We start from the raw sequence: 18350 nt of genomic DNA on the forward strand, positions 1-18350 counted from the left end.
ACGAACGGCAGAAGGGGCCCTTGCGGCCCCTTTTCTATCTTTGTCGAAGCCGAGGCCGCAATGAACCTGCTGTTTGCCAATGACCGGCGCGGGGAATACCCGCCAAGCCTTTACGCCGAGCAGAACCCGGCCCTTGCCCCCTTCCCCCGCCTGCGCGGCGAGGCGAGGGCCGACGTGGTCGTGGTCGGCGGCGGCTACACGGGCCTGTCGGCGGCGCTGACGCTGGCCCGCGCGGGACGGCAGGTCGTGCTGCTGGAAGCGCAGCGGGTGGGCTTTGGCGCCTCGGGCCGGAACGGCGGGCAGCTTGGCTCGGGCCAGCGGCTTGAGGTGGACGAGCTGGAACGCATGGCGGGGCGCGAAGCTGCGCGGCGCCTGTGGGACATGGCCGAGGAGGCCAAGGCGCTGGTGCGCGCCTATGCGGCCGAGGCGGGCGTCACGGTCCATGACGGCATCGCCCATGCCGCCCGGACGGCACGCGAGGCCGCCCATGCCCGCGAGAACGCCGAGCGGCTGGCACGCGACTATGACTATCCCCTGGTCCAGCCGCTGGATCAGCAGGGTCTGCGTGCTCTGGTCAAGTCGCCCCTTTATGTCGGCGGCGACGTGGACCGGGGCGCCGGACACCTCGACCCGCTGGCGCTGTCCCTGGGGCTGGCGCGGCTTGCGGTCGCCGCCGGTGTGCGCATCCACGAGAACAGCCATGTCCACGCGATCCGCCATGCCGCGCGGGCAGGCGACAAGACAATCGTGCAGACCGGCACGGGCCGGGTGCTCTGCGATCACCTCATCCTCGCCGCGAACGGCTACCTCGGCCGTCTTGATGAGCGCGTGGCTGCCCGCGTCATGCCGATCAACAACTTCGTCGTGGCCACCGAGCCGCTGGGCGCGCGCGCCGACGAGATCCTGGGCGAGAACGTGGCGGTCCACGACACGCGCTTCGTCGTGAACTACTGGCGGCTCAGCGACGACCGGCGGCTGGTCTTCGGCGGGGGCGAGAACCTGGGCTATCGCTTTCCCAGGGACATCGCCGCCAAGGTCCGCAAGCCGCTGGAACAGGTCTATCCCCAGTTGAAGGGCGTCAGGATCACCCATGCCTGGGGCGGGACGCTGGCGATCACCCTGAACCGGATGCCGCATTTCACCCGTCCTGCGCCGAACTGCCTGTCGGCCAGCGGCTATTCGGGTCACGGCGTCGCCCTTTCGAACCTTGCGGGCAAGCTGATGGCGCAGGCGGTGATGGGCCAGTCCGAGGGGTTCGATGCCATGGCCGCCCTGCCCTCGCGTCCCTTCCCCGGCGGCGCCGGCCTGCGCTGGCCGCTGCTGGTCGCGGGGATGAGCTGGTATTCCCTGCGCGACCGGCTGGGCGTCTGAGCTCAGGCGCCCCTGTCCTTGCGCACCTGGCCCACCGCCCGCCGTGCCAGCCGGGCGGCGCGGTGGCGCTGATAGCCCTCGACCACCCGCACGGTCAGGTAATGCGCGATCAGGGCCGAGATCACGCCGGGGATGATGCTGCCGACGAGATAGGGCAGGAAGATGGCGTGAAAGAAGGTCTGCAACTGGTCCCACTGCGCCACGCGGCCGTCGAAGATCGCCATGAAGTTGTGGGTCAACTGCCGCCCGGCCGAGGTGAAGGAGCCCAGGATGGCGGCCGGCGCCATGCTGCCCTCGACCCCCAGCATCCAGCGGCCCAGCGCCATCGAGATCATCGCCATGAAGGGGATCGTCACCGGATTGCCGATGAAGGTTCCCAGCACCGCCGCCAGCAGGTTGCCACGCAACACCCAGGCCAGCGCCAGAGCCCCCAGCAGGTGAAAGCCGAACAGGGGCGTGAAATTGATGAAGGTTCCCGCCGCGAAACCGCGCGCTATCCGGTGCGGCTGGTCGGGCAGCCGGCCCATGCGGTGCGCCACATATTGCGCCGCCCGGGACCAGCCTCCGCGAGGATAGACGAAATCCCCCAGCATCTGGGAATAGCTGCGTGGCTTGCGCTTGAACACCGGCCCGCCTCCTTCGAACCCGAACCGACCTGACCCCGAGTGAACCAGCCCGAAGGCCGCCGCACAACCCGCCCCACCCTGGCGCGGCGGTCAAATATGCCAGAGGGTGAGCAGCGTGGCGGACAGACCGTCAGACCCGCGCGGTCTCGTCCCGGATGCGCGACACCTGCGCCACGTCGCTTTCGGCTTCAAGCGCCGTCAGCAGGGCGTGCAGATGCTCGATGTCGCGCAGATCGACCTCGACCCGCAGACGATAGAAGTCGGGCTTGCGGTCCACGAACTCCAGGTCCGAGATATTGGCGCCCTGCGTGCCGATCAGCGTGCAGATCCGCCCCAGAACGCCCGCATCGTGGCGGATCGTCAGGCTCAGCTTGGCGCAATAGACCGGCGGATGCCGCCCCTCGCGCCAGCGCAGATCCACCCAGCGGGCAGGCTGATCCTCGAAATCGGCCAGCGCCGGGCAGTCGATGGCGTGGATCACGACGCCCTTGCCGCGATAGGTGATGCCCACGATCCGCTCGCCCGGCAGCGGGTCGCAGCAGGGCGCGCGGGTCAGTTCACGGTCCGCTTCCAGTCCGGCCACGGCGCGGGAGGGATCGACCTCGGCCTCGGCCGGGGCAAGGTCGGGGTAAAGGACGCCCACCACCTGCCGCGCCGACAGTTCCGCCGAGCCGATGCGGGCCAGCATCTCGTCGGCGTCCGGCAGCGCCAGCGCCTTGGCCGCGGCGCGCAGCGCCTTGTCGGTGACCTTGCGGTTCACCGCCTCGAAGGCCACGCGCACCAACTCGGACCCCAGCCGGATGAAGCGCGAACGGTCCTCCTCGCGCAAGCTGCGCCGGATCGCGGCCTTGGCGCGGCCGGTCGCCACGATGTCGAGCCAGGTCGCCTGCGGCCGCTGGCCCGAGGCCGCGATGATGTCCACGGACTGCCCGTTCTTCAGCCGCGTCCACAGCGGCACCCGGATGCCGTCCACCTTGGCACCGACGCAGCTGTTGCCCAGCCGCGTGTGGATCGCATAGGCGAAGTCGATGGGCGTGGCCCCTTTCGGCAGCTGGATCACGTCGCCCTTGGGCGTGAAGCAGAAGACCTGGTCCTGGTACATCTCGAGCTTGACGTGCTTGAGGAACTCGTCGTGATCCTCCTCGCCGAAGCGCTCGCTCAGCGAGGCAAGCCATTCGCCCGGGTCGACGGCAAAGGGGTTCTTGCTCAGCACGCCGTCGCGATAGGCCCAGTGGGCGGCGACGCCGGCCTCGGCCACCTCGTGCATGGCGCGGGTGCGGATCTGCACCTCGACGCGGGTACCGTCACGGGCCGAGACGGTGGTGTGGATCGAGCGGTAGCCGTTCGACTTGGGCTGGCTGATGTAGTCCTTGAAGCGCCCCGGCACCATCCGCCACTTGCGGTGAATGATCCCCAGCGTGCGGTAGCAGTCGGATTCGCTGCGCGTGATGATGCGGAAGCCGTAGATGTCGGACAGGCGGCTGAAGCTCAGCTGTTTTTCCTGCATCTTGCGCCAGACGCTGTAGGGCTTCTTGGCGCGTCCGAAGACCGTGGCCTCGATCCCCTCGGCTTCCAGCAGGGCGCGGATGTCGCCGGTGATCTGCGGGATGACGTCGCCGTTTTCCTTCTGCAGCGTCACGAAGCGGCGGATGATGGAATTGCGCGCCTCGGGGTTCAGGACCTTGAAGGCGAGATCCTCGAGCTCCTCGCGCATCCACTGCATGCCCATGCGCCCGGCCAGCGGCGCATAGATCTCCATCGTCTCGCGCGCCTTCTGGACCTGCTTTTCGGGGCGCATCGACTTGATCGTGCGCATGTTGTGCAGCCGATCGGCCAGCTTGACCAGGATCACCCGCAGGTCGCGGGACATGGCCATGAAGAGCTTGCGGAAGTTCTCCGCCTGCTTGGAATGGGCGCCCGACAGCTGCAGGTTGGTCAGCTTGGTGACGCCGTCCACCAGGTCGGCGATCTCGCGCCCGAACAGCTGCGCCACGTCGGACCAGGTCGAGCGCGTGTCCTCGATCGTGTCGTGCAGCAGGGCGGTGACGATGGTGGCGTCGTCCAGCCGCATCTCGGTCAGGATGGCGGCGACGGCGACCGGATGGGTGAAATAGGGCTCGCCCGACTGCCGGAACTGGCCCTCGTGCATCCGGCGGCCATAGTCATAGGCCTGCCGGATGAGGTCGGTGTTGGTCCGCGGGTTGTAGTTGCGGACAAGCGCGATCAGATCCTCGACGTCGAACTTGTCCAACCGAAGGTTCCGTCCCGCTCAGTCTTGCCGTTCAGTTGCGGCTCTGCGCTTCCAGCATCATGCGCAGCATCCGCTCCTCGGATTCCTCGTCGGCGGGCTTGGGCCGGTCGACCTCGGCGCCCAGCAGCAGCGCCATCGCGTCCTCTTCCGGCTCGTCGACCTCGATCTGGGTCTGGGTCTGCTCGATCATCCGCTCGCGCAGTTCATCCACCGGCTGGGTCTCGTCCGCGATCTCGCGCAGGGCGACGACGGGGTTCTTGTCGTTGTCGCGGTCCACGGACAGCGGCGCGCCGGCCGCAATCTCACGCGCGCGATGGGCGGCAAGCATCACCAGGTCAAAGCGGTTCGGAACCTTGTCGACGCAGTCCTCGACGGTCACGCGTGCCATGCAACACCTCTGCGAATCGGCTGTAAGAGCAAGGTGGCATAAGTGGAAGCCACGGACATGAAAGTCAACCCAAGGGCGCCATTCCGTCAAGTGCCGCAGGGTCCAGCGCCGCCAGCATCTGCGAAACCGTCCGCCCCGTGCGCGGGTGGCGCCACGAGGGCGCGACCTCGGCCAGCGGTGCCAGCACGAAGCCCCGGTCCTGCAGGCGCGGGTGCGGCAGGATCAGGGTGCCGGGGGTCGCCTGCACCTGCTGCTCGGGCGGCAGGGCCCGCCACTGGTCCTGCGTGGCAGCGTCCGGCAGGACCAGGTCGCCCATCGCCAGAAGATCGAGGTCGATGCCCCGCGCCTGCCAGCGCCCTCCGGTCCGGGTTCGGCCCAGCGTCGCCTCGATCCGGTGCAACGCGGCCAGCGTGTCTTCCGGCCCGAGCGCCGTGCGGACCACGGCGGCGGCGTTGACATAGTCCGGCCCGCTGCCCGGCGGATAGGCGGGCGAGCGCCAGAAGCGGCTGACCGCCACGACCCTGATCCCTTCCGCGGGCAATGCGCGAAGAGCCGCGCACAGAGTCCGGGCCGGCGAACCTGTCGAAGAAAACAGGTTCCCGCCCAACGCGACCAGAGCTAGGTTCTGCAAACCATTACCGATGAATGAAGATTGATGGGGCAAGGCATTGTTCTACAAGGATGACCGACTGGCGCTGTTCATTGACGGCTCGAATCTGCACGCCGCTGCAAAGTCGCTGGGGTTCGACCTGGACTACAAGCTGCTGCGGCAGGAGTTCGAGCGCCGCGGCAAGCTGATCCGTGCCTATTACTATACCGCCCTGCTGGAAAGCGAAGAGTATTCTCCGATCCGGCCGCTGATCGACTGGCTGAACTACAACGGCTACACGATCGTGACCAAGCCGGCGCGGGAATATACCGACTCGATGGGCCGCCGCCGGGTCAAGGGCAACATGGACATCGAGCTGGCCGTGGACGCGATGGAGCTTGCGCCCCGTCTGGACCATGCGGTGCTGTTTTCGGGCGACGGCGACTTCCGTCCGCTGGTCGAGGCGCTGCAGCGGCAGGGCGTGCGGGTGTCGGTCGTGTCCACCATGCGCAGCCAGCCGCCGATGATCGCGGACGAGCTGCGCCGGCAGGCCGACAACTTCATCGAACTGGACGCATTGCGCGACATCGTGGGCCGTCCGCCGCGCGAGCCACGCGAACCTGCCCCCGCGCCCACAACCGAGACCTGAACTTAACCTTTCGTCAAACTTGAACGGGACGCTGCGCAGGCTTGTGTGTTATCAGGTACTTGCCGCCAAAGGGATGCCGGGGATGATCGAGGACGAGGGAACGGACAAGGTTGGAACACCCGACCGCGTGCTGCGCCTGTCGGACTTCGGCCAGCCCCAGCCAGGGCGCGTGATCGCCGAGATGCGCGCCTACTGGTCCTCGCTGCGGCAGGGGCGCGCGATTCCGGCGCGGGCAGATGTCACGCCCCTGGGACTGCGCGCCACGCTGGACTTCGCCTTCATCCTGGAACGGATCGCGCCAGGCGCGGCGCGCTTCAGGTTGGCGGGGAAGCACCTGATCGACCTTTTGGGCATGGAGGCCCGAGGGATGCCCCTCTGTGCGCTGATGAACCCCGGCTATCGCGGGCGGCTGTCGGACGTGCTGGAAACCGTCTTTCAGGGGCCGCAGATCGTCGAGGCGGACCTGCTCTCGCCTGCCAGCTATGGCCGCCCGGAACTGACCGGCAAGCTGCTGCTGCTGCCGCTGCGCTCGGACCTGGGCGACGTCACCCGGGCGCTGGGATGCCTCGTGTCCGTGGGAGAGGCGGGCGCCGCGCCGCGCCGCTTCGACCTGGGCGCGGAACGGGCCGATCCGGTGATTGAGGGCGGGCGGGTGCTGACCCCCTCGCCTTCCGCCCTCGGCATGGCCGAGCCGCCCGCGACCTGGCGTCCTGCGCCCCGCCCCCCGATCATCGAGGAGGAAACGCCCGAGGAACGACGCGCGCGCTTCCGGATCATCTCGAACGACTGAAAACGGCGCCCCTTTCCGGGGCGCCTTTCCTTTCAGCTGGCATCGCTCAGTTGGACCGGTGTGCCGGTGCGGCGGGCGCGCAACTCCTCGGCCACCAGGAAGGCCAGTTCCAGCGACTGGCTGGCGTTCAGGCGCGGATCGCAGGCCGTGTGATAGCGGTTCGAAAGGTCGTGGTCAGTGATCGCCCGCACGCCGCCTGTGCATTCGGTCACGTCGCGGCCGGTCATTTCGAAATGAACGCCGCCCGGAACGGTGCCCTCGGCCGCATGGACCTGGAAGAACTCGCGCACCTCGCGCAGGACCGAATCGAAGGGCCGCGTCTTGTAGCCCGAAGCCGACTTGATCGTGTTGCCGTGCATGGGGTCGCAGGACCAGACGACGTTGGCGCCTTCCTCCTGCACGGCGCCGATCAGGCGCGGCAGGTGGTCGCCCACGGTCCCCGCGCCGAAGCGCGCGATCAGCGTCAGCCGGCCGGCCTCGTTCTGCGGGTTCAGCTTCGCGATCAGCGCCTTGAGGTCGTCCGTCGAGATCGAGGGGCCGCATTTCAGCCCAACCGGGTTCTGGACGCCCCGGCAGAATTCCACATGCGCGCCATCGACCTGCCGCGTGCGGTCACCGATCCACAGCATGTGTCCCGAGCCCGCGACCGGCAGGCCGGTGGTGGAATCAATCCGGGCCAGCGCTTCCTCGTATTCCAGCAGCAGGGCCTCGTGGCTGGTGTAGAACTCGACCGTGCCCAGTTCATGCGCGGTTTCCGAGGTCACGCCCGCCGCCTGCATGAAGGCCATCGCGTCCGAGATCCGGTCGGCGATATCGCGGTAGCGCGCGGCCTCGGGACCGTCGGTGAAATCGGCGATCCAGCTTTGCACCCGGTGGATGTCGGCATAGCCGCCGGTCGAGAAGGCCCGCAGCAGGTTCAGCGAGGCCGCGGCCTGCGTGTAGGCCTGCAGCATCCGCACGGGATCGGGCACCCGCGCCGCAGCGGTGAAGTCGAAGCCGTTGATGATGTCGCCGCGATAGCTGGGCAGCTCGACGCCTTCCATCGTCTCGGTCGGCGCGCTGCGGGGCTTGGCGAACTGTCCGGCCATGCGGCCGACCTTGACCACGGGAAGCTGCGCGCCCCAGGTCAGCACCACGGCCATCTGCAGCATCACCTTGAAGGTGTCGCGGATGTTGTCGGCCGAGAACTCGGCGAAGCTTTCGGCGCAGTCGCCCCCCTGCAGCAGGAAGCGGCGGCCCTGCGCCACGTCGGCCAGTTGCGCCTTGAGCCGGCGCGCCTCGCCCGCAAAGACCAGCGGCGGGAACTTGGCCAGCTGCGCCTCGACCCCGGCAAGGGCTTCGGCATCAGGATAGTCGGGCATCTGCACGCGCGGGCGGGTCCGCCAGCTGCCGCGCTGCCAGTCGTCGCCGCGCAAGGTGGCGCGGGCGTTGCGGTCGATGTCGGGCGTCTGCTGCGGCATGGCTCTTCTCCTGCGGATTGCAGGGTTATAAGGGCCGACGGGCGCGGAATAAAGCCTCAGCCGCACGGCTTCCCCCGGAAGGGCCCGGCCTCGTCAACCGTCCCTCGAACGACACGCTTTTCTTTCAAAAAACGCCGTCCTACTGTCCCCTGCGAAGGACCCCGGTCCGATCAGGGAGAAGACTGCATGAAGAAGCTGTTGCTGGCCACGGCGGCCATCGCCCTAGGCGCGGGCGGCGCCTTCGCCGAGGACGTCAAGATCGGCCTGTCGCTGGGCTTCACGGGACCGCTGGAATCGATGTCGCCGAACATGGCGCGAGGCGCCGAGATGGCGATCGAGGAAGCCAACGCGTCCGGCAAGTTCCTGAACGGCTCGACGGCGACGGCGGTGCGCGCCGACAACACCTGTGCCGATGCGGCGGCGGCGGTCGCGGCTGTGGAACGGCTGGTCACGGCCGAGAAGGTCAACGGCATCATGGGCGGCATGTGCTCGGGCGAGACGATCGCCAGCCTCGAACGCGTGGGCGTGCCGAACGGCATGGTGATGATCTCGCCCTCGGCCACCTCTCCGGCGCTGACGGACATCGAGGATGGCGGCTTCTTCTTCCGCACCTCGCCGTCGGACGCGCGGCAGGGCGAGGTGATGGCCGACATCGCGCTGGAGCGCGGGGCCAAGTCGGTCGCCATCACCCACACCAACAACGACTATGGCAAGGGCCTGGCCGAATCCTTCAAGTCGGCTTTCGAAGCCAAGGGCGGCACGGTGACGATGCTGCAGGCGCATGACGACGGGAAGGCCGACTATTCGGCCGAGGTCGGCGCGCTGGCCGCCGCCGGGGGCGACGCGCTGGCGGTCGTGGGCTATGTCGATCAGGGCGGCTCGGGGATCATGCGCGGCGCGCTGGACGCGGGCGCCTTCGACACCTTCATCCTGCCCGACGGGATGGTCGCGCAGGGACTGGTGGACCGCTTCGGGTCCGAGCTGGAAACCTCGTTCGGTCAGAACCCCTCCTCCGAGGGCGAGGGCCGGACAAAGTTCAACGAACTGGCCACCGCCGCCGGCTTCGACGGCACCTCGGCCTTCGCGGGCGAATCCTATGATGCCGCCGCGCTGATCCTGCTGGCGATGCAGGCGGCCGGGTCCAGCGACCCCCGCGTCTACAAGGACAAGGTGATGGATGTCGCGAACGCGCCGGGCGAGAAGATAAGCGCCGGCGAGATCGGCCGCGCGCTGGAACTGATCGCGGCGGGCACCGACATCGACTATGACGGCGCCTCGGCGGTCGAGCTGATCGAGCCGGGCGAAAGCGCGGGCACCTACCGCGAGGTCGACTTCAAGGGCGGCCAGATGAACGTCGTCGGCATGCGCTGAACCTTTACCCCGGCCGGGGTCGCCTCGGCCGGGGCTTTTTCATGCCTGCCGCATCCCGCGGCAGGTCCATGCGCGATCCCGGCGATGAACGATCGGAACGCGCTCTACAGGGAGACGAGAAGATGAACCGATTTCTGATCGCAACCGCCGTTGTTGCGCTGACGGCCGGTGGCGCCCTGGCGCAGGACGTCAAGCTGGGCGTGTCGCTTGGCTTCACCGGGCCGCTGGAATCCATGGCACCCTCGATGTTGAAGGGCGCGGAACTGGCCGCAAAAGAGGCCAGCGATTCGGGCAAGCTGCTGGAGGGCGGCACCGTGACGGTCGTGCAGGCCGACAACACCTGCGCCGACGCGGCGGCCTCGGTCACGGCGGTCGAGCGGCTGGTCACCTCGGAAAAGGTCAATGGCATCGTCGGCGGCATGTGCTCGGGCGAAACGATCGCCAGCCTTGAACGCGTCGCCGTGCCGAACGGCATGGTAATGATCGCGCCGTCGGCGACCTCGCCCGCGCTGTCCACCATCGACGACAAGGGCTTCTTCTTCCGCACCGCGCCCTCGGACGCGCGGCAGGGCGAGGTGATGGCCGACATCATCACCGAGCGCGGCATCAAGAACGTCGCCGTGACCTATACCAACAACGATTACGGCAAGGGGTTGGCGGACAGCTTCGCCGAAGCCTTCAAGGCCAAGGGCGGGTCGATCACCATCAACGCGCCCCATGACGACGGCAAGGCCGACTATTCGGCCGAGGTCGCGGCACTGGCATCGGCGGGCGGCGACGCGCTGGTCGTCGCCGGCTATGTCGACCAGGGCGGCTCGGGCATCGTGCGCGGCTCGCTGGATTCGGGCGCCTTCGACACCTTCGTCTTCACCGACGGCATGGTGACGCAGGCGCTGGTGGACAAGTTCGGGACCGAGCTGGAACATTCCTTCGGCCAGAACCCCTCGGCCGAGGGCGAAGGCCGCGACGCCTTCATCGCGCTGGCACGTGACGCCGGCTTCGAGGGCTCGGACGCCTTTGCCGCCGAATCCTATGATGCCGCCGCGCTGATCCTGCTGGCCATGCAGGCCGCCAAGTCCACCGATCCTCGCGTCTACAAGGACAAGGTCATGGACGTGGCCAACGCGCCGGGCGAGAAGATCATGCCCGGTCAGCTGGCCCGCGCGCTGGAACTGGTCGCGGCGGGCACCGACATCGACTATGTCGGCGCCTCGGCGGTCGAGCTGGTCGGCCCCGGCGAAAGCGCGGGCTCGTACCGCGAGGTCGAGTTCAAGGGCGGCACCCTGACCCCCGTCCGCACCCGCTGATCCCCTGACGCAAGGTTGCGGCGCCTGCCACAGGGCGCCGCGATGCGTTTTTCGTGGCGAAACGCGCGGACCTGCCTTATGGGACAGCTCCGACGAAACGGGGGGCACATGATCGAGGTCCACGACCTTCACCGGCATTTCGGCGGCTTCCGCGCCGTCGATGGCGCCAGCCTGCAGATCCGCACCGGGTCGATCACCGGGCTGATCGGGCCGAACGGCGCCGGCAAGTCCACGCTGTTCAACGTGATCGCGGGGGTACTGCCGCCCACCTCGGGCCGCGTCGTCATGGACGGCGAGGACATCACTGGCCTGCCTCCGCACGAGCTGTTCCACAAGGGCCTGCTGCGCACCTTCCAGATGGCGCACGAGTTCTCGTCCATGTCCGTGCGCGAGAACCTGATGATGGTGCCGCCGGGCCAGTCGGGCGAAAGCCTGTGGAACACCTGGTTCGGCCGCAAGCGCATCGCAAACGAGGAACGCGCGCTGCGCGCCCGTGCTGACGAGGTGCTGGACTTCCTGACCATCAGCCACGTGGCCGAGGAAAAGGCCGGGAACCTGTCGGGCGGTCAGAAGAAGCTTCTGGAACTCGGCCGCTGCATGATGGTCGAGGCGAAGATCGTCTTCCTGGACGAGGTCGGCGCGGGCGTGAACCGCACGCTTCTGGGCACCATCGCCGATGCGATCATCCGCCTGAACAAGGAACGCGGCTATACCTTCTGCGTGATCGAGCATGACATGGATTTCATCGGAAAGCTCTGCGATCCGGTGATCGTCATGGCCGAGGGCAAGGTGCTGGCCGAAGGCCCCGCCGCCCACATCATGGAAAACGAGGCGGTGATCGAGGCCTATCTGGGCCGCGGCCTCAAGAACAAGGCGATGGTGGGAGCATGAGCGATCCTTTCGCCAATCGCGGCAACCGCGACGCCTCGGTGGTCAACCCGCGCCCTGCGGGCACGGCCGAGGGCAATCATCACAGCGGCCCGACGCGACCGGGGCACTCGGGCGATCCCTTCCTGATCGGCGAAGGGATGCGCGGCGGCTACGGCAAGGCCGATATCCTGAACGGCTGCACGCTGGCCGTCGAGAAGGGCCAGATCGCCGTGATCGTCGGCCCGAACGGCGCAGGCAAGTCCACCGCCATGAAGGCGATCTTCGGGATGCTGAACCTGCGCGAGGGCAGCGTCCGGCTGGACGGGCAGGACATTTCCGCGCTGAACCCGCAGGACCGCGTCAAGGCGGGCATGGGCTTCGTGCCGCAGGTCGCCAACGTTTTCCCGACCATGACGGTCGAGGAGAACCTGGAAATGGGCGCCTACCTGCGCGGGGACGATTTCCGCGAGACGATGCAGCAGGTCTACGAGCTGTTCCCGGCCGTCGCGGACAAGCGCCGCCAGAACGCGGGCGAGCTGTCGGGCGGCCAGCGCCAGCAGGTCGCCGTCGGCCGCGCGCTGATGACCCGGCCCAAGCTGCTGATGCTGGACGAGCCGACCGCGGGCGTCAGCCCCATCGTCATGGACGAACTGTTCGACCGCATCATCGAGATCGCGCGCACGGGCATTTCCATCCTGATGGTGGAACAGAACGCCAAGCAGGCGCTTGAAATTGCCGACATCGGCTATGTGCTGGTGCAGGGCGCCAACCGCTATACCGGCACCGGTGCCCAGCTGATGGCCGACCCCGAGGTGCGCCGCACCTTCCTGGGGGGCTGACGATGGCGGGACGTAACGGACAGGCCCTGCCTGCGGGGGAAAACCTCTGATGGACTTGCTCAACGCCCTCGTGGCGATCCTGAACTTCGTGGTCATCCCGGCCGCGGCCTATGGCGCGCAGCTTGCGCTGGGCGCACTGGGCGTCACGCTGATCTACGGCATCCTGCGCTTTTCCAACTTCGCCCATGGCGACACGATGGCCTTCGGCACCGCCATCGTCATCCTGCTGACCTGGGGGTTGCAGGCCCTGGGCATCGGCTTCGGCCCCCTGCCCACGGCCCTGCTGGCGCTGCCGTTGGGCATCGCGCTGACAGCAGCCTTGGCCCTGCTGACCGACCGCTGGGTCTATCGCCACTACCGGCAGGTCCGGGCCGCGCCCATCGTGGTCGTCATGGCCTCGGTCGGCGTCATGTTCGTGATGAACGGCCTGACGCGCCTCGTGATCGGCGTGGACGAGATCCAGTTCGCGGACGGCGCGCGCTTCGTGATCTCGGTCCCGCAATTCAAGGCGATGACCGGCCTGACCGAGGGTCTGGCGCTGCGGACCACCCAGGCGATCACGCTGGTGATCGCGGCCCTGTCGGTCTGGGCGCTGTTCGCCTTCCTGAACCGCACTCGCGCCGGCAAGGCAATGCGCGCCTATGCAGATAACGAGGACCTCGCGCTGCTGTCGGGCATCGACCCCGACCGCGTGGTGCGGCTGACCTGGATCATCGCCACGGGATTGGCCGTGCTGGCCGGGACGCTCTACGGCTTGGACAAGTCCTTCAAAGCCTTCAACTACTTCCAGATCCTTCTGCCGGTCTTCGCGGCGGCCATCGTGGGCGGCCTCGGCAGCCCGCTCGGGGCCATCGCCGGCGGCTTCCTGATCGCCTTCTCCGAGGTGGCGCTGACCTACCCCTGGAAGAAGATCGCCGAGTACCTGGGCTTCGAGCCCGCGGGCCTGATGCAGATGCTGGGTACCGAATACAAGCTGGCGATCAGCTTCGTCATCCTGATCGTCGTGCTGCTGGTGCGCCCCACGGGGCTGTTCCGCGGCAAAGCCTATTGAGGAGGCCTGAATGAGCTCCAACCGTCAGGCCGAAACCACTGCCAGCCCCTGGCGCGCGCCCCTGCTGTTCGCGGCCGTGATCCTGCTGGTCGTGCTGGAGGGCACGGTCTCGAACGCGATGTTCTCGGGATCCTGGAACAGCGCGCTGTCAATCCTGAACATGGGCCTGATCTCGGCCGTGACCGCCCTTGGCGTCAACATGATCTGGGGCTACGGCGGGCTGTTCAACGCGGGCGTCGTGGGCTTCGTGGCGCTCGGCGGCCTTGCGCCGGTGCTGATCTCGACCCAGCCCGTGGCCGGTGCCTGGGCCGCCGGGGGGCCCCAGCTTGTGCTGGCGCTGGCTGCGGGGCTCGCGACGCTGGTCATTGCCGTGACTACCGCCGCGCGGATGAAGGGCGTGGCGCGGGTGCTGGTCGTCGCGCTGGTCCTGATCGGCGGCTACGTGGCCACGCGGATGCTGTTCGACCCCGCCGTCACGGCGATCGAGGCCAACAATCCCTCGAAGGCGGGCAACATCGGCGGCCTGGGCCTGCCTGTCCTGCTCAGCTGGCCGGTGGGGATGGTCTTTGCCGCCATTGCCGCCTGGGGCATCGGCAAGGTCGCCCTGGGGTTGCGGTCGGACTATCTGGCCATCGCCACGCTGGGGATCGGCGAGATCATCGTGGCGATCCTCAAGAACGAGGGCTGGCTGGCGCGGGGCGTCCTGAACATCACGGGCGTCCCCCGCCCCGTGCCCTACGAGCTTGCGCTGCAATCGAACCCTGCCTTCGTCGAGGCCGCAGCGCGCTGGGCCATGGACCCGGCCACCGCCTCCGCGATCTACGTCAAGCTGTGCTATGCTGCGATCTTCGTGGCCGTGGTGCTGATCCTGATCCTGCTCTCGGAGCTGGCGCTTTACTCGCCTTGGGGCCGGATGATGCGGGCGATCCGCGACAACGAGACTGCCGCCGAGGCGATGGGCAAGGACGTGACCCGCCGCCACCTGCACCTGTTCATCATCGGCTGCGCCGTGATCGGGCTGTCGGGCGCGATGATGGTGACGCTGGACGGGCTGATGGCGCCGGGCGGCTACAACCCGCTTCGCTATACCTTCCTCGTCTGGGTCATGGTGATCGTCGGGGGCTCGGGCAACAACTGGGGCGCTGTCCTGGGCGCGGTCCTGATCTGGTTCCTGTGGATCAAGGCCGAGGTCTGGGGTCCGGCGGGGATGTCGCTGCTGACCTCGCCCCTGTCGGACGGGCCGCTGCGCCAGCACCTGATCGAAAGCGCGCCGCAGATGCGCTATGTCGCCATGGGGCTGGTGCTGCTGCTGGTGCTGCGCTTTGCGCCTCGTGGGCTGCTGCCGGAACGGTAAGAGCCGGGTGAGACTCCGGACCGGGGCGCTGCCCCATCGTCGTATACGACGATCCCGGGATATTTGGGCAAAGAAGAAAGACCTAGAGGTCGATCCGCTCGGTGGTACCCGCTGCAAAGCGGCGCAGCACGGCCGGATAAAGCCGGTGCTCGGCGATCAGGACGCGGGCGGCCAGCGTTTCGGGCGTGTCCTCCGGTTGGATCGGCACACGGGCCTGCCCCAGAATTGGGCCATCATCCAGAACCGGTGTTACAAGGTGCACCGTGGCCCCCGCCTCGGTGTCCCCTGCTTCCAGCGCGCGGGCATGCGTGTGCAGGCCGGGATATTTCGGCAGCAATGAGGGGTGGATGTTCAGCATCCGGCCCTCGAAGCGCTGAACGAAGCCGGGCGTCAGGATGCGCATGAAGCCGGCGAGGCAGAGGATGTCCGGCTGCGCCGCAAGCAGGGGTTCCAGCAGCGCGGCCTCAAAGGCGGCACGGTCGCCCTTGAAGGCGCGGTGATCCACCGTCACTGTCGGGACGCCCATGGCGGCGGCGCGTGCAAGGCCCGTCGCCTGCGGATCGTTCGAGGCGACCAGCACCGGACGCGCCGGGTGGTCGCCCGTCATCGACCGCACCAACTCGACCATGTTCGAGCCGCCGCCGGAGATCAGGATGGCGACGCGTCTTACCACAGCGTGCCGGTGTAGCCGACGCCCTGGCCGCCGCCGACCTCGCCCAGCAGGACAACGCGCTCGCCCGCCTCGCGCAGCATCTCGGTCAGCGCGCGGGCGCGGTCGGGCGCCACGACAAGGATCATGCCGATGCCGCAGTTGAAGGTCTTGAGCATCTCACGCTCGGGGATCCCGGCCGTCTCGGCCAGCCACTGGAACACCGCCGGAGGCTGCCAGCTGTCCAGGCTGACCTCGACGCCCATGCCCTCTGGCAAGACGCGGGGCAGGTTCTCGGTGATGCCGCCGCCGGTGATATGAGCCGCCGCGTGGACACCACCCGCTCGGATCGCTTTCATCACCGCGCGGACGTAAAGCCGGGTCGGCGTCAGCAGCGCGCGGCCCACGGGACCCTTGGCGAAGGGGGCCGGGTCGGTCCAGCCGAGACCGCTTTGTTCCACCACCTTGCGGACCAGCGAGAAGCCGTTGGAATGGATGCCGTCCGAGCAGAGGCCCAGCAGCAGGTCGCCCTCGGCCACATTCTGGGGCAGGTGCGCGCCGCGCTCCATCGCGCCCACGGCGAAGCCCGCGAGGTCGAAGTCGCCGCCGTGATACATGCCGGGCATCTCGGCCGTCTCGCCGCCGATCAGGGCGCAGCCCGAGTTGCGGCAGCCCTCGGCGATGCCCGCGATGACGCGCGCGGCCTCTTCGACCTGCAGCTTGCCGGTGGCGAAGTAGTCGAGGAAGAACAGCGGCTCGGCGCCCTGGCAGACGAGGTCGTTCACGCACATCGCGACAAGGTCGATGCCGACCCCGTCCAGTTCGTTCGTCTCGATGGCGACGCGCAGCTTGGTGCCGACGCCGTCGGTCGCGGCCACCAGCACCGGGTCGCTGTAGCCCGCCGCGCGGGGGTCGAACAGCGCGCCGAAGCCGCCGAGGCCAGACATCACGCCCGGCCGCGCCGTGGCCGCCGCCGCCGGCTTGATCCGTTCGACCAGCGCGTTGCCCGCGTCGATGTCCACCCCCGCCTGCGCGTAGGTCAGCCCCTTGCCATCCGCCTTGCTCATGTCGTCCCAACCCCGATGCTTGCGCCGGCTGGATAGCCCAGCGACCCCGCGCAGACAATCGAGCCCGGGCGCAATCGGGGGTTTTCCTTGACCCGCGCGCTTGCATTTGCGACAGCCCTTCGGGCGCGGGCCTGTAGCTCAATGGTCAGAGCAGGGCGCTCATAACGCCTTGGTTGGGGGTTCGAGTCCCTCCGGGCCTACCAAACCCGCCGATTTCTTCAATCATTGCAACCTCTTGCGTGATTTTTCGACGAACCTTGCGGGGTGGTTCGTCAACTTCTGTTCCCCGTTCGCCCCGCCGGGAAGGCTTGCGATAGCGGAATCAGCCATGCCTTTGCGGCCGAACTCCTCGCAGTATTTCTGCGCCTCTTTCAGGCTTATGTGTCCGCTCACCGACATGATTGCGAATGCCGTCCCGCCCGCTTCGGCAATACGGCGGCAGATCGCTTTGCGTAAGCCGTGCGAGCTGCACAGGGGCAATCCGGCCTTGTCGCACCACTTCCGCATGGACGTTCCCAAGCCCTTCACCGACCGGGACAGGCCATCCTTCGTTTGCAGGAAGGTGAAGGCATCGGGCGGCACGTGCGCCAGCGTTTCCGCCAGGTAGGGATGGATCGGAATGTTGACCTCGATCCCCTCGGGGTTCCGGCGCGTCTTGTTGCGGCGATAGACAAGCCGCCCGTCGCGGATGTTCCCTCGCCCCAGCTTCACCGCGTCACACTTCGCCGCGCCCGTATAGAGCATCAGCGTCATTGCCAGATGCGGCACGCTGCCGATCTCGTAGACCTCGTAGAACCTGGCGATCTCGCCTTCGTCCCAGGTGTGGAAACCGCCGGGATTGGTCGGATAGAGCTTCACGCCGTCAACCGGGTTGTCAGTGCGCCACTCCAAGTCCTTCGCCAGTTCCATCAGCTGGGACAGCCGCTTGAGCGTCTTGTTCGCCTGCTGGGGGGTGTCGGCCATCTCGGCCTTGATCGCAATGACGTGACGGCGCGCCATGTGCGACACGCGCTTGTGCCCGTGCTTCACGCGCAACCTGTCGATGACGAAGCGATAATTGGCAGCGGTGCTTTCCCCCACTGTCGGCAGGTGCAGCTTGTAGAACCGGACAGCGAGGTCATCGAGAGTGCCGGGGGCCGTGCGGCTTGCCCCTGCCCCATCCTTGGCCGGCCCGTTCACTGCGGCCGCATAGCGGCGGCAAAACTCCTCGCTGCCCCAATCGGTGCCCAGCTCGGCCGTGACGCCCTTATGGCGATACCGCCAGCGGATTTTCCCGTGGCGGTCGCGGTAGGATTTGGCGTGAGGGAATCGCTCGGCCCTTTTCATGTCAGTCCCAGTCGTTCTTCTCCACGGGCGCGTTGCCGTCCGCGATAAGGATCACGATTTTGCCGTCGCGGTCGATCTCGACCCGCCCTACCGGCAATCCGGCGGCCACAACGCCCTTTGCGGCGCGGGTCACGTCGATCTGCTTAAATGGGGCGGAACGATTTGCCATTATCAAAAGCCCTTGGAGCTTGTGAACCTGATGGCCGAGGGGCGAGCGGGCCGCCCCAAGGTATCTTCCGCGTAGCGCAGCGCTTCCTTCATTTCGGCAATTGACCGATACTCGACCGTCTTGCCGTCATAGGTCACGCGCAGGGTGCCACTGACGATCGCCAGCCTCAGGGCCGGGATGGCGGCCCTGAGTTCCACTTCCTCATCGTAGCTCAGGGCCATCG

General features: G+C 67.7%; 19 protein-coding genes and 1 tRNA gene. 10 read left to right on the forward strand and 10 right to left on the reverse strand.

Features of this window, described 5'->3' with window-relative positions; all coding sequences use genetic code 11:
• Nucleotides 1–60: 60 nt before the first annotated feature.
• Entirely contained in the window at nucleotides 61–1371 is a 1311-nt protein-coding gene (locus tag BLQ03_RS07805) for an NAD(P)/FAD-dependent oxidoreductase (protein WP_090754561.1), read from the forward strand.
• 2 nt (nucleotides 1372–1373) lie between these two features.
• Here BLQ03_RS07805 and BLQ03_RS07810 read toward each other — a convergent pair whose 3' ends face one another.
• From BLQ03_RS07810 to folK, 4 genes are all read right to left on the reverse strand, one after another.
• Nucleotides 1374–1997, reverse strand: a complete 624-nt coding sequence (locus BLQ03_RS07810; RefSeq protein WP_090754563.1) for a DUF2062 domain-containing protein — start codon at nucleotides 1995–1997, stop codon at nucleotides 1374–1376.
• A gap of 130 nt (nucleotides 1998–2127) precedes the next feature.
• Nucleotides 2128–4248: a RelA/SpoT family protein gene (locus BLQ03_RS07815; protein WP_090754566.1), complete on the reverse strand. Its 2121-nt coding sequence runs from the start codon at nucleotides 4246–4248 to the stop codon at nucleotides 2128–2130.
• Nucleotides 4249–4279: 31 nt separating this feature from the next.
• Nucleotides 4280–4636: a DNA-directed RNA polymerase subunit omega gene (gene rpoZ, locus BLQ03_RS07820; RefSeq protein WP_090754568.1), complete on the reverse strand. Its 357-nt coding sequence runs from the start codon at nucleotides 4634–4636 to the stop codon at nucleotides 4280–4282.
• A 64-nt stretch (nucleotides 4637–4700) separates the two neighbouring features.
• Complete coding sequence (folK, locus tag BLQ03_RS07825; protein WP_342672013.1) at nucleotides 4701–5300, reverse strand: 2-amino-4-hydroxy-6-hydroxymethyldihydropteridine diphosphokinase; 600 nt, start codon at nucleotides 5298–5300, stop codon at nucleotides 4701–4703.
• A gap of 4 nt (nucleotides 5301–5304) precedes the next feature.
• Between folK and BLQ03_RS07830 the strand changes: the two genes are divergently transcribed.
• Both BLQ03_RS07830 and BLQ03_RS07835 read left to right on the forward strand, forming a co-directional pair.
• A complete protein-coding gene (locus BLQ03_RS07830) occupies nucleotides 5305–5874 on the forward strand; it encodes a LabA-like NYN domain-containing protein (protein ID WP_090754573.1) in 570 nt (189 codons plus the stop codon).
• An 82-nt stretch (nucleotides 5875–5956) separates the two neighbouring features.
• Nucleotides 5957–6664 (forward strand): PAS domain-containing protein, encoded by a 708-nt coding sequence (locus BLQ03_RS07835; RefSeq protein ID WP_245688740.1) that lies wholly within the window; start codon nucleotides 5957–5959, stop codon nucleotides 6662–6664.
• Between the two features lie 32 nt (nucleotides 6665–6696).
• On the opposite strand, the gene BLQ03_RS07840 is transcribed toward BLQ03_RS07835, so the two are convergent.
• Nucleotides 6697–8124: a class II 3-deoxy-7-phosphoheptulonate synthase gene (locus tag BLQ03_RS07840; RefSeq protein WP_090754577.1), complete on the reverse strand. Its 1428-nt coding sequence runs from the start codon at nucleotides 8122–8124 to the stop codon at nucleotides 6697–6699.
• A 186-nt stretch (nucleotides 8125–8310) separates the two neighbouring features.
• Here BLQ03_RS07840 and BLQ03_RS07845 point away from each other — a divergent pair, with 186 nt between their 5' ends.
• From BLQ03_RS07845 to BLQ03_RS07870, 6 genes are all read left to right on the forward strand, one after another.
• Entirely contained in the window at nucleotides 8311–9495 is a 1185-nt protein-coding gene (locus BLQ03_RS07845) for an ABC transporter substrate-binding protein (RefSeq protein WP_090754579.1), read from the forward strand.
• 122 nt (nucleotides 9496–9617) lie between these two features.
• Nucleotides 9618–10802 (forward strand): ABC transporter substrate-binding protein, encoded by a 1185-nt coding sequence (locus BLQ03_RS07850; protein ID WP_090754581.1) that lies wholly within the window; start codon nucleotides 9618–9620, stop codon nucleotides 10800–10802.
• Between the two features lie 108 nt (nucleotides 10803–10910).
• Complete coding sequence (locus BLQ03_RS07855) at nucleotides 10911–11693, forward strand: ABC transporter ATP-binding protein (RefSeq protein WP_090754583.1); 783 nt, start codon at nucleotides 10911–10913, stop codon at nucleotides 11691–11693.
• On the forward strand, nucleotides 11690–12511 hold the full coding sequence (locus BLQ03_RS07860; protein WP_175558790.1) for an ABC transporter ATP-binding protein: 822 nt from the start codon (nucleotides 11690–11692) through the stop codon (nucleotides 12509–12511). Before BLQ03_RS07855 ends, BLQ03_RS07860 begins: the two co-directional genes overlap by 4 nt.
• 49 nt (nucleotides 12512–12560) lie before the next feature.
• Nucleotides 12561–13562, forward strand: a complete 1002-nt coding sequence (locus tag BLQ03_RS07865; protein ID WP_090754585.1) for a branched-chain amino acid ABC transporter permease — start codon at nucleotides 12561–12563, stop codon at nucleotides 13560–13562.
• A gap of 10 nt (nucleotides 13563–13572) precedes the next feature.
• Nucleotides 13573–14916, forward strand: coding sequence for a branched-chain amino acid ABC transporter permease (locus BLQ03_RS07870; protein ID WP_090754588.1), 1344 nt, complete (start codon nucleotides 13573–13575; stop codon nucleotides 14914–14916).
• 82 nt (nucleotides 14917–14998) lie between these two features.
• On the opposite strand, the gene purN is transcribed toward BLQ03_RS07870, so the two are convergent.
• Both purN and purM read right to left on the reverse strand, forming a co-directional pair.
• Nucleotides 14999–15589, reverse strand: coding sequence for a phosphoribosylglycinamide formyltransferase (purN, locus tag BLQ03_RS07875; RefSeq protein WP_090754590.1), 591 nt, complete (start codon nucleotides 15587–15589; stop codon nucleotides 14999–15001).
• Nucleotides 15583–16632, reverse strand: coding sequence for a phosphoribosylformylglycinamidine cyclo-ligase (gene purM, locus BLQ03_RS07880; RefSeq protein WP_090754592.1), 1050 nt, complete (start codon nucleotides 16630–16632; stop codon nucleotides 15583–15585). Before purM ends, purN begins: the two co-directional genes overlap by 7 nt.
• A 127-nt stretch (nucleotides 16633–16759) precedes the next feature.
• On the opposite strand from purM, the gene BLQ03_RS07885 reads away from it, so the two are divergent.
• A tRNA-Ile gene (locus tag BLQ03_RS07885) sits at nucleotides 16760–16835 on the forward strand.
• A gap of 19 nt (nucleotides 16836–16854) precedes the next feature.
• On the opposite strand, the gene BLQ03_RS07890 is transcribed toward BLQ03_RS07885, so the two are convergent.
• The 3 genes from BLQ03_RS07890 to BLQ03_RS07895 are packed head-to-tail and all read right to left on the reverse strand — an operon-like array spanning nucleotide 16855 to nucleotide 18348.
• Nucleotides 16855–17958, reverse strand: coding sequence for a tyrosine-type recombinase/integrase (locus tag BLQ03_RS07890; RefSeq protein WP_090754594.1), 1104 nt, complete (start codon nucleotides 17956–17958; stop codon nucleotides 16855–16857).
• A 1-nt stretch (nucleotide 17959) separates the two neighbouring features.
• Nucleotides 17960–18127 (reverse strand): hypothetical protein, encoded by a 168-nt coding sequence (locus BLQ03_RS18250; RefSeq protein WP_175558791.1) that lies wholly within the window; start codon nucleotides 18125–18127, stop codon nucleotides 17960–17962.
• A 2-nt stretch (nucleotides 18128–18129) separates the two neighbouring features.
• Complete coding sequence (locus tag BLQ03_RS07895) at nucleotides 18130–18348, reverse strand: phage head-tail joining protein (RefSeq protein WP_090754596.1); 219 nt, start codon at nucleotides 18346–18348, stop codon at nucleotides 18130–18132.
• Nucleotides 18349–18350 lie beyond the last annotated feature (2 nt).

The sequence above is a fragment of the Paracoccus chinensis genome, from assembly GCF_900102885.1.
GTDB lineage: Bacteria > Pseudomonadota > Alphaproteobacteria > Rhodobacterales > Rhodobacteraceae > Paracoccus > Paracoccus chinensis.